This window comes from Kitasatospora sp. NPDC059973, assembly GCF_042737525.1.
Lineage (GTDB): Bacteria > Actinomycetota > Actinomycetes > Streptomycetales > Streptomycetaceae > Kitasatospora.
This window is the reverse complement of sequence record NZ_JBHWUI010000224.1, coordinates 1-10,905: the sequence shown is the minus strand read 5'-3', so window position 1 is coordinate 10,905 and position 10,905 is coordinate 1. Positions and strand designations below refer to the sequence as shown.

Genomic DNA, 10,905 nt, shown 5'->3' with positions numbered 1-10,905 from the left:
CCGAGGCCCGCCGGTCGTACCGACGACCGGCGGGCCTCGTGCGTGCTAACCGAACCGCCCGCCGAGCCCGAGCCCGAGCCGGGGGATCTCGATGGCGGGGCACTTGTCCATCACCATCGCGAGACCGGCCGCGCGGGCCCGCTCGTAGGCGGCCTCGTCCACCACGTCGAGCTGGAACCAGACGCCCTTGGCGCCGATGGCCACGGCCTCGTCGGTCACCGCGCCGGCGAGGTCGGACCGGACGAAGGTGTCGACCACGTCGACCTGGAACGGGATGTCCGCCAGCGAGGCGTACCCCTGCTCCCCGTGAACGGTCTCGGCCTTCGGGTGCACGGGCACGATCCGCTTCCCGAAGCGCTGCAGCACCTCGGCGACGCCGTACGCGGCGCGCCGGCGGTTGGACGACAGGCCGACCACGGCCCAGGTGTCGCCCAGCTCGGTAAGGATCTTGCGGACCGTCTCCGGGTCGCCGTACATGCCCTGCCTCCTCGCAGCCGCGGACTCCCCACTGGCAGCACCCCGGTCCGCCCGGCCATTCCCTGGCGGACCGGGCCGGGAACGGCCGGCCGCGCTGGTGCTCAGCCGTCGAGGCCGTGCTCAGCCTGCGAGGCCGTCGAGGCCGTCGAGCTGCGCGAGGGTGGCGATGGACGGACGGCGGGTGGTCCGCAGCTCGCGCGCGACGGCCTCGGCGTCGCGCAGCACGCGTACCGCGTTGTGCCAGGTGAGCTTCCCGAGGTCGGTCGGCGACCAGCCCCGGCCGAGCAGTTCGGCGATCAGGTTGGGGTAGCCGGCCACGTCGTCCAGCCCGGCCGGGAGGAACGCCGTGCCGTCGAAGTCGCCGCCGATGCCGATGTGGTCGATGCCGGCCACCTCGCGCATGTGGTCGAGGTGGTCGGCGACGGTGGCCGGGGTGGCGACCGGGCGCGGGGTGGCCTGCTCGAAGGCCCGCTGGCAGGCCATCCCGGCCGGGGTGGTGTCGAGGTGGTCGAAGCCGTGGGCGCGCATGTTCTCGTCCGCGGCGGCGGTCCACTCGATGGCGGCGGGCAGGATGAACTTCGGGACGAAGGTGGCCATCGCCACGCCGCCGTTGGCCGCCAGCCGGCCGAGCACGTCGTCCGGGACGTTGCGCGGGTGGTCGCAGACGGCGCGCGCCGAGGAGTGCGAGAAGAGCACCGGCGCCTCGCTGACCCGCAGCGCGTCGCGCATGGTGTCGGCGGAGACGTGCGAGAGGTCGACCAGCATGCCGAGCCAGTTCATCTCCCGGACGACCTCCTCGCCGAACCGGGTCAGGCCCCCGGCCGCCGGCTTGTCGGTCGCGGAGTCGGCCCACGGGGTGTTGTCGTTGTGGGTGAGCGTCAGGTACCGGACGCCGAGCTCGTACAGGGCGCGCAGGGTGGCCAGCGAGGAGTCGATGGAGTGGCCGCCCTCGGCGCCCATCAGGGAGGCGATCCGGCCGTCGGCGCGGGCGGCCTCCATGTCCTCGGCGGTGAACGCGAGGCGGAGCCGGTCGGGGAAGCGCGCGGCCAGGGCCCGGACGAAGTCGATCTGCTCCAGGGTGGCGCTGACGGCGTGGTCGCCGGCCAGCCGCGAGGGGACGTAGACGGACCAGAACTGCGCGCCGACCCCGCCCGCGGCGAGGCGGGCGAGGTCGGTGTGCAGCCGTGAACTCTGGTCGGCGGCCAGGTCGAGCGTGTCGAGGTCGTAGCCGACCTGCTCGCGCATCGCCCAGGGGAGGTCGTTGTGGCCGTCCACCACGGGGGTGTCGCGGAGGAGGGCGCGGGCACGGTCCAGCAGGGCGGCCGGGTCGGGCCGCTCAGCGGAGTCCAACAGCTCAGAGGTCATACGAGCTGTTGTATCCGGTATGACTACTTTCCAAAGCCGAAGGAGGCGGAACCGGCCACCTTGGCCCGCAGCTTCTTCCCCTTCTCGGTGGCCTGGCTGTTCAGCTCGGCCTGGAAGTCGGTCATCTTCTCGGTCAGCTCCGGGTCGAACGCGGCCAGCATCCGCACCGCCAGCAGGCCCGCGTTGCGCGCACCCGCCACCGAGACGGTGGCCACCGGCACCCCGGCCGGCATCTGGACGATCGACAGCAGGCTGTCCATGCCGTCCAGGTAGCGCAGCGGCACCGGGACGCCGATGACCGGCAGCGGGGTGACCGAGGCGAGCATGCCCGGCAGGTGGGCCGCGCCGCCGGCGCCCGCGATGATCGCCTTCAGGCCGCGCCGGTGGGCCTCCTCGCCGTACGCGACCATCTCGCGCGGCATCCGGTGCGCGGAGACGACGTCCACCTCGTAGGGGATCTCGAACTCGTCGAGGGCCTGGGCCGCGGCCTCCATGACCGGCCAGTCGGAGTCCGAGCCCATCACGATGCCGACCAGGGGGCCGTGGGAAGTGGAGGTCATTCGGTGATCGTTCCTCGCAGGTAGGCGGCCGCGTGACGGGCGCGCTCGCGGACGTCGTCGAGGTCGTCCCCGAAGACGTTGACGTGACCGACCTTGCGGCCGGGCTTCACGTCCTTCCCGTACATGTGGATCCGCAGGCCGGGGTCACGGGCCATGCAGTGCAGGAAGGCGTGGTACATGTCCGGGTAGTCGCCGCCGAGCACGTTGACCATGACGGTCCACTTGGCGCGCGGCCGGGGGTCGCCGAGCGGCAGGTCGAGCACGGCCCGCAGGTGGTTCTCGAACTGCGAGGTGACGGCGCCGTCCTGGGACCAGTGCCCGGAGTTGTGCGGGCGCATGGCCAGCTCGTTGACCAGGATCCGGCCGTCCCGGGTCTGGAACAGCTCGACCGCCAGGTGGCCGGTGATGTCCAGCTCGCCGGCGATCCGCAGGGCCAGCTGCTGGGCCTCGTCGGACAGCGCCGGGTCGAGGTCCGGCGCCGGGGCGGTCACCTCGGCGCAGACGCCGTTCTCCTGGACGCTCTCCACCACCGGGTAGGCGACGGCCTGGCCGCTGGGCGAGCGGACCACGTTGGCGGCCAGCTCGCGGACGAAGTCCACCTTCTCCTCGGCCAGCACGGGGACGCCGGCCAGGAACGGCGCGTGCGCCTGCTCCTCGTCGTCGACGACCCAGACGCCCTTGCCGTCGTAGCCGCCGCGGACGGTCTTGAGGACGACCGGGTAGCCGGCGCCCTCCTCGGCGAAGGCCGTCACGTCGGCCGGGCCGGAGACGATCCGGTGCCGGGGGCAGGGCACCCCGATGGAGTCGAGCCTGGTCCGCATCACGCCCTTGTCCTGGGCGTTGACCAGCGCCTCCGGGCCGGGCCGGACGGCCACGCCGTCGGCCTGCAGGGCCCGCAGGTGCTCGGTCGGCACGTGCTCGTGGTCGAAGGTGATCACATCGCAGCCGGCCGCGAAGCGGCGCAGCGTGTCGAGGTCGCGGTAGTCGCCGAGGACGGTGTCGGAGACCACCTGCGCGGCGGAGTCCTGGGGCGTGTCGGCGAGGAGTTTGAACCGGACCCCGAGCGGGATGCCCGCCTGGTGTGCCATCCGGGCCAGCTGCCCGCCGCCGATCATGCCCACTACTGGAAAATTCGCATTGCCCGGGGAAGTCACCCCGCCAGGATATCCGGGCCGGTCGGGGGCCATGGAACCGCCATGGAACCGTACGGCCGGCGGGCACCGTCCCAGGGGGCGAGGAGCCCGGGGGGCTGAGCCGATCGGCGGAACCGGGTAGCCTGGGCCGCTAGGTCCTGGTACGCGTGGTCCGATCATGTGCGTGCACGCAGGGCTCAAGGGGCCAGCCGCGCATCCGCTCCGGGCCCCCTCGTCCGCAGCACATGGAGGCAGCCCGGTATGGCGACGACCGCAGCGTCGAACCCCCCGCTGACGCAGAGACTGCGCGGTCTGTCGGGCGAGGTGGTGAAGTTCGGCATCGTCGGCCTGAGCGGTGTGGTGGTCAACTTCGCCGTCTTCTGGGTCTGCATCAACGGGTTCCACCTGGCCTCGCTGCGGTCCAACATCGCCGCCACCCTGGTGGCCATCGCGACCAACTACCTCGGCTACCGCTACTGGCTGTACCGGGACCGCGACGCCGCCTCGCGCAAGCGCGAGATCACGCTGTTCCTGCTGTTCAGCGGCGCCGGGATGCTGATCGAGACCGGGGTGCTGGGCTTCTCGGTCTACGTGCTCGGCCTGGACTCGCACTTCGAGCAGCTGGCCGCCAAGGTGGCCGGCCTCGCGGTGGCCACGGTGTTCCGCTTCGTCTCCTACCGGACCTGGGTCTTCACGGCCGTCCCGGAGACCGGCGCCGAGCCCGCCCCGGCGGCCGAGGTCGTCGCGCAGGCCGAGCTGGTGCTCGCCGCCGAGGAGATCCGGTACGCCAAGGCCGAATAGGCCCGCCCCCTTGCCCCGCCCGCTCGGGCGGGAGGACAGTGGTGACCGAGGGCGAGCACGGCCGGCGAACGATCGAGGCCCGGGGGATCCCAGGAGGCTCGCCATGGCGTTCGTCCAGATCATCGACTGCAAGACCGACAAGGTGGACGACCTCAACCGGCTGATGGACAGCTGGGCCGAACAGACCGAGGGCCGGCGGACGGTCGGACACGCGATGGTCGGCGCCGACCGCGCGGACCCGCGGCACCTGGTGGAGATCGTCGAGTTCGCCTCCTACGAGGACGCGATGAAGAACTCCGCGCTGCCCGAGACCGACCGGATCTTCCGGGAGCTGGTCGCGCTCTGCGACGAGCCGCCGACCTTCACGGACCTGGACGTGGTCCGCGACACCCGGTTCTGAGAGCACCGCACGGGCCGGACCGGGAGCGCCGAGCGAAGGACCTGCCGCTCAGGCCTCGCGCTGGCTGCGGCCCAGGAAGATGGCGAACACCGGCGGCTTCAGCGAGAGCAGTTCGAGCCGGCCGCCGTCCGCCTCCGCGAGGTCGCGGGCCACCGCCAGGCCGATCCCCGTCGAGTTGCGCCCGCTGACCGCCCGTTCGAAGACCCGGTTGCCCAGCTCCGGCGGCACCCCGGCGCCCTGGTCCTGCACCTCGACCACCACCGACGTCCCCGACGGCCGCACCCGCAGGGTGATCAGCCCGGCGCCGTGCATCAGCGAGTTCTCGATCAGGGTGGCCAGCACCTGGGCCACCGTGCCGGGGGTGCCGACGGCGGTGACCCCGTGCAGGCCCTCCACCTGGAGCACCCGGCCGGTGCCGCGCAGCGACGGGCCCCACTCCTCCACCTGCTGCTTGACCACGTCGTCCAGGTCGAAGGCGACGGCGGTGGGGCTGCGCGGGTCCCGCTGGGTGGTGAGCAGCCGCTGGACGACGTCGGTGAGCCGCTCGACCTGCTGGAGGGCGATGGTCGCCTCCTCCTTGACGGTCTCCGGATCCTCGGCGACCGCGGTGATCTCCTCCAGCCGCATGGAGAGCGCGGTGAGCGGGGTGCGCAGCTGGTGCGAGGCGTCGGCGGCGAGCCGCCGTTCGGCGGTGAGCATCCGGGCGATCCGCTCGGCGCTGACGTCCAGCACCTCGGCGACCCGGTCCAGCTCGGGCACCCCGTAGCGGCGGTCGCGCGGGCGCGGGTCGCCGGAGCCGAGCCGCTCGGCCGTCTCGGCGAGGTCGGTGAGCGGCCGGGCCAGCCGCTTGGCCTGCCAGACGGCCAGGGCGACGGCCGCCTGGACGGCGAGCAGCGCCACCACGCCGAGCAGCAGCAGCATGTTGGCGATCTCGTGGTCGACGCCGGCCCGGGACTGCTCGACGGTGACGGTCTCACCGCTGGCGCCCTGCTCGACGGACTTCAGCAGGTGGGTCCCGGCCGGCCGCTCGCCGCTGGAGACGACGGTCTTGCCGGGGATGTCCACCTCGACGTACTGGCCGTCGGTGACCTGGTTGGCGAACTTGTCGCCGGTGACCGGCTCGCCCGCGGAGAGCCGGTTCTCCACCAGGGCGAGCACCCGGACGGCGGCCGCGTCCACCCGGTCCTGCGCCGAGTTCACGATGGTGCGCTTCTCGACCAGGGCGAGCGGGACGCAGAACACCGCGACCACCACCAGGACGACGCCCAGCAGCGAGTTGATCATCCGGCGTTTCACGCTGCCGCTCCCCGTGGTGGTTCGTTCCCCTTGCCGGGGCTACTTCTTCTTACAGGGGCTAGTTCTTCTCGAAGCGGAAGCCCACTCCGCGCACGGTGGCGATGTAGCGGGGGTTGGCCGCGTCGTCGCCGAGCTTCTTGCGCAGCCAGGAGATGTGCATGTCCAGCGTCTTGGTGGAGGTCCACCAGGTGGTGTCCCAGACCTGGCGCATGATCTCCTCCCGGGTGACCACCCGCCCGGCGTCCCGGACCAGCACCCGCAGCAGCTCGAACTCCTTGGCGGAGAGCGTCAGCTCCTCCTCGCCGAGCCAGGCGCGGTGGGACTCGATGTCGATCTTCACCCCGTGCGCGCCGGTGGTGAGCTGGTCCACGTTGCCGCGCCGGAGCAGGGCCCGGACGCGGGCGAGCAGTTCGGCGAGGCGGAAGGGCTTGGTGACGTAGTCGTCGGCACCGGCGTCCAGGCCGACCACGGTGTCCACCTCGTCCGCACGGGCGGTGAGGACGAGGACGGGGCAGCTCTTGCCGTCGGCCCGCAGGCGGCGGCAGACCTCCAGGCCGTCCATCTCGGGAAGACCGAGGTCGAGGACGACGAGGTCGACCTCCTCGGTGAGCCCGGCGGCCAGTGCGGCCGGACCGTCCTCGCGGACGAGCACCTCATAGCCCTCGCGTCGCAGGGCCCGGGCGAGCGGTTCGGAGATCGCCGGATCGTCCTCGGCGAGCAGCACACAGGTCATGTGGTGATGGTAGTCCGCCGGGGATAGGGGGCCTGCGCTGTGAGGTAGTTCACAGAGCGTGATCGTTATACGGAGCGCGATCACCGCTCAACGGACATGCCCCAACCGCCTGTTCGGCGAAGATTCCACGGCTGGGTCTTGCATCCGAAGGAACATGTCCAGCCCTACCATGGATCTATCGATCAGATTGATCGCAGACTTTGCCATCGCCATACCTAATTGGCGTGTTTTGTCAGCTGATAACGCCAAATCTGGCCACGTACAGTGGTTTGGTCCACGTCCGCCGTACCCCCCTAGGCGGACGCTGTCAGCAAGGAACCACTACACATGGCGTCTACGACCCTGGAGTCCGGCATTCAGTCGGCCTCTCCCAGCGGCAAGACCTTCCTCGGGCACCCCCGTGGACTCGCCACTCTCTTCATGAGTGAGATGTGGGAGCGCTTCAGCTACTACGGCATGCGCGCCCTGCTGGTCCTTTACATGACTGCCTCCATCACGGAGGGCGGTCTCGGCATGAAGATGGCCGTGGCCAGCGCGGTCTACAGCGTGTACACGGCCATGGTCTACCTGCTGGCCCTGCCGGGCGGCTGGATCGCCGACCGATTCCTCGGTGCCCGCAAGACCGTCGCGGTGGGCGGCTCGATCATCATGATCGGCCACTTCCTGCTGGCCGTTCCGGCGAGCGTGTCGTTCTTCGTCGGCCTGGCGTTCATCGCGCTCGGCTCCGGCCTGCTGAAGGCAAACATCTCGACGATGGTCGGCCACCTGTACGACGGTCCGAACGACCCTCGCCGTGACGGTGGCTTCACCATCTTCTACATGGGCATCAACCTCGGTGCCTTCGCGGCGCCGCTGGTGATCGGCACCATCGGCCAGAGCGTCAACTGGCACCTCGGTTTCGCCCTCGCCGGTGTCGGCATGGCGATCGGCCTGATCCAGTTCATGCTGGGCAGCCGCCACCTGAGCGCCAAGAGCGACGTGGTGACCTCGCCGATCTCGGCAGCCGAGAAGCGCGTGATCTTCAGGAAGGCCGGCTTCTGGCTGGCGCTGGCCACCGTGTTCTACGCGGTCGTCGCGCTGACCGGCCACTTCACGATCAACTGGGCGATCTGGCCGCTCTCCATCGCCGGCATCGCGCTTCCCGTGTTCGTCTTCGCCAAGGTGAAGCGCGACAAGGACCTCGACGCGGGCGAGCAGTCCAAGATGAGCGGTTACATCTGGTTCTTCGTGGCCGCCGCCGTGTTCTGGATGATCTACGACCAGTCGGGCTCGACTCTGAGCATCTTCGCGGACGAGAACACCTCGTCCACGCTGTTCGGCTTCGACTTCCCGTCGACCTGGTTCCAGTCGCTGAACCCGCTGTACATCATGGCGCTGGCCCCGGTCTTCGCCTGGCTCTGGGTGGCCCTCTCCCACAAGGCCAAGAACCCCAGCACCACCATGAAGTTCGCGTTCGGTCTGCTGATGATCGGCGCCTCCTTCCTCGTCATGATGCTCGCCATGGCGGCTGCCGCGGGCGGCACCAAGGTCACCCCGCTCTGGCTGGCCATGGTGTACCTGATCCAGACCGTCGGTGAGCTGACGCTCTCCCCAGTGGGCCTGTCCGTCACCACCAAGCTGGCCCCGGCGAAGTACGCCAGCCAGATGATGGGCGTCTGGTTCCTCGCCGTCACCGCCGGTGACTGCGTCGCGGCCATCTTCCAGCTCGTCCTCGGTGACAGCGTGGTCGGCAGCACCTGGTACTTCGCGGTCCAGGGTGCGATGGCGATCGTCGCGGGCATCGGTCTGGCGATGTACCGCAAGAAGGTCGTGAAGCTGATGGGCAACGTCCACTGACGCACCCCGAAGCACCGCGCCGGGCACGCCCCGGCACGAGGGGCCGGTACGGATCTTCCGATCCGTACCGGCCCCTTTTCGGACGCGTGACCGCCCCGAGGCGTGTCAGGGTGTCGGGCATGTCGAGTGAATCGCTGCCCCGTCAGCTCGCCCGTACCCGTCGGTTCTCCCTCGGGGTGCCCGCCCATCCGGTCGTCTGCGACGGCGGGCGGACGGTGCTGTTCCTGCGCAGCCGGGCCGGGGACGACCCGGTCGGCTGTCTCTGGGCGCTGGACGCCGACAGCGGCGAGGAGCGGCTGCTGGCCGACCCGGCCGGGCTGGGCGGCGAGGGCCGGGACGTGCCCGAGGCGGAGCGGATCCGCCGCGAGCGCTCCCGCGTGCACGCCACCGGAATCACCGCCTTCGCCGCCGACCGGGCCGGCCGGACGGTCGTCTTCGCCCTGGGCGGGGAGCTCTGGGTGGCGGACCCCGCCGGGGGCGGCGTCCGCCGGATACCGACCGCCACCGGCGTCTACGACCCGCGCCCGGACCCGACCGGCCGCCGGATCGCCTACGTCGGCGACGGGGCGCTGCGCGTCATCGGGGCGGACGGCACCGGGGACCGCGCGCTGGCCGAGCCCGAGCACGCCGAGGTCGCGTACGGCGTCCCCGACCACGTCGCCGCCGAGTCCATGCACCGCACCCGGGCGTACTGGTGGTCGCCGGACGGCACCCGGCTGCTGGCCGCCCGGGTGGACAACGGCCCGCTCGCCCGCCTCCACCTCGCCGACCCGGCCGATCCGGCGCGGCCGCCGCGCGTCCTGCGCTACCCGCTGGCCGGCACCGCCAACGCCGACGTCTCGCTCTGGCTGCTGGACCTCGACGGCGGCCGTACCGAGGCCCGCTGGGACCGCGCCGGGTTCGAGTACCTGGCCGCCGCCGGCTGGGACGCCCACGGCCCCTTCGCCGCCGTGCAGAGCCGGGACCAGCGCACCGTCCGCACCCTCGCCGTGGACCCGGCCGACGGCGCCACCCGGACGCTCGCCGAGCAGCGGGACGAGCACTGGGTCGAACTCGTCCCCGGCCTGCCCGTCCGCACCGCCGCCGGGGTCCTGGTCGACGCCGCGGACCTCGGCGACACCCGCCGGCTCACCGTGGGCGGCGAGCCCGTCACGCCGCCCGGTCTCCAACTGCGCTCGGTGCTCGGGACCGACGGCGAACAGGTCCTCTTCACCGCCTCCACCGAGCCGACCGAAACCCACCTGTGGTCGTACGACCCGGCCGAGGGCGCCGTACGGCTCAGCTCCGCGCCCGGCGCGCACACCGGCGTACGGAGCGACGGCACCCTCGTCCACACCGCGCGGACGCCCGGCGCGCCCGGCGGGCACACCACCGTCCACCGGAACGGGCGCCCCGCCGTCGACCTGCGCTCGCACGCGCAGCGCCCCGTCCTCACCGCCCGGCCCGAGCCGCTCCGGCTGGGCCCGCGCGAGCTGCGCGCCACGCTCTTCCGGCCCACCGGCCACCGCCCCGGCGACGGCCCGCTGCCCGTCCTGCTCGACCCCTACGGCGGGCCCGCGCTGCAGAAGGCCACCGCGGCCGGCGGCTGGCCCGACCTGGTCTCGCAGTGGTTCGCCGACCAGGGCTTCGCCGTCCTGGTGGTGGACGGGCGTGGCACCCCCGGCCGGGGCCCGCACTGGGAGAAGGCCGTGTTCGCGGACATCGCCACGCCGGTCCTGGACGACCAGGTCGAGGCCCTGCGGGAGGCCGCACTGGCCCGCCCCGGGCTGCTGGACCTCGACCGGGTCGCCGTCCGGGGCTGGTCCTTCGGCGGCTTCCTGGCCGCCCTGGCCGTGCTGCGCCGCCCGGACGTCTTCCACGCCGCGGTGGCCGGGGCCGCGCCCACCGACCACCGGCTGTACGACACCCACTGGAAGGAGCGCTTCCTCGGCCACCCGGACGAGCACCCGGAGCGCTACGACGCCTGCTCGCTGATCCCCGACGCCGCCGGCCTGCGCCGGCCGCTGCTGCTGGTGCACGGCCTGGCCGACGACAACGTGCTGCCGGCGCACACGCTGCGGCTCTCCGCCGCCCTGCTCGCCGCCGGCCGCCCGCACGAGCTGCTGCCGCTCAGCGGGGCCACCCACTCCCCCAGCGACGAGACGGTGGCGGAGAACCTGCTGCTGCACCAGCTGGACTTCCTGCGCCGCGGCCTCGCCGCGCGGGGCCGGTAACGACCCGGGGGGGGGCGGGGGGGGGCGTGGCCCCCCCGGCGCCGGGTCCGTGTATGGGAGTGCGACCCGACCCCCGGGCCCCCCTACGGCC

9 protein-coding genes and 1 pseudogene are annotated in these 10,905 nt (G+C 72.2%); 4 read left to right on the top strand and 6 right to left on the bottom strand.

Translation table 11 applies throughout. The features are described from left to right. Nucleotides 1–45: 45 nt before the first annotated feature. The 4 genes from ACFWA9_RS35640 to ACFWA9_RS35625 form a co-directional block, all read right to left on the bottom strand. Entirely contained in the window at nt 46–477 is a 432-nt protein-coding gene (locus ACFWA9_RS35640; protein WP_380393048.1) for a CoA-binding protein, read from the bottom strand. A gap of 120 nt (nt 478–597) precedes the next feature. Next, the gene (locus ACFWA9_RS35635) at nt 598–1,842 is read right to left on the bottom strand and encodes a dipeptidase (RefSeq protein ID WP_380393045.1); all 1,245 of its coding nucleotides are present in this window, start codon (nt 1,840–1,842) and stop codon (nt 598–600) included. Nucleotides 1,843–1,865: 23 nt separating this feature from the next. After that, the gene (gene purE, locus ACFWA9_RS35630; RefSeq protein WP_380393042.1) at nt 1,866–2,402 is read right to left on the bottom strand and encodes a 5-(carboxyamino)imidazole ribonucleotide mutase; all 537 of its coding nucleotides are present in this window, start codon (nt 2,400–2,402) and stop codon (nt 1,866–1,868) included. Further along, nucleotides 2,399–3,589 carry a 5-(carboxyamino)imidazole ribonucleotide synthase gene (locus tag ACFWA9_RS35625; protein ID WP_380393039.1) on the bottom strand — a complete coding sequence of 397 codons (1,191 nt, stop codon included), beginning with the start codon at nt 3,587–3,589 and terminating at the stop codon, nt 2,399–2,401. Before ACFWA9_RS35625 ends, purE begins: the two co-directional genes overlap by 4 nt. A gap of 207 nt (nt 3,590–3,796) precedes the next feature. On the opposite strand from ACFWA9_RS35625, the gene ACFWA9_RS35620 reads away from it, so the two are divergent. Then, entirely contained in the window at nt 3,797–4,336 is a 540-nt protein-coding gene (locus tag ACFWA9_RS35620) for a GtrA family protein (RefSeq protein ID WP_352297985.1), read from the top strand. Nucleotides 4,337–4,439: 103 nt separating this feature from the next. Next, nucleotides 4,440–4,724 (top strand): annotated as a pseudogene (locus tag ACFWA9_RS35615) (ester cyclase); the annotation flags it as partial. A 60-nt stretch (nt 4,725–4,784) separates the two neighbouring features. Here the strand turns inward: ACFWA9_RS35615 and ACFWA9_RS35610 are convergent. Beyond that, nucleotides 4,785–6,032, bottom strand: a complete 1,248-nt coding sequence (locus ACFWA9_RS35610) for an ATP-binding protein (RefSeq protein WP_352297988.1) — start codon at nt 6,030–6,032, stop codon at nt 4,785–4,787. Nucleotides 6,033–6,090: 58 nt separating this feature from the next. Further along, nucleotides 6,091–6,765: a response regulator transcription factor gene (locus tag ACFWA9_RS35605; RefSeq protein ID WP_073924168.1), complete on the bottom strand. Its 675-nt coding sequence runs from the start codon at nt 6,763–6,765 to the stop codon at nt 6,091–6,093. 327 nt (nt 6,766–7,092) lie between these two features. On the opposite strand from ACFWA9_RS35605, the gene ACFWA9_RS35600 reads away from it, so the two are divergent. Together ACFWA9_RS35600 and ACFWA9_RS35595 are read left to right on the top strand one after the other, a co-directional pair. After that, nucleotides 7,093–8,601: an oligopeptide:H+ symporter gene (locus tag ACFWA9_RS35600; RefSeq protein ID WP_329487955.1), complete on the top strand. Its 1,509-nt coding sequence runs from the start codon at nt 7,093–7,095 to the stop codon at nt 8,599–8,601. A gap of 119 nt (nt 8,602–8,720) precedes the next feature. Further along, the gene (locus ACFWA9_RS35595) at nt 8,721–10,814 is read left to right on the top strand and encodes a prolyl oligopeptidase family serine peptidase (protein ID WP_380393034.1); all 2,094 of its coding nucleotides are present in this window, start codon (nt 8,721–8,723) and stop codon (nt 10,812–10,814) included. Nucleotides 10,815–10,905 lie beyond the last annotated feature (91 nt).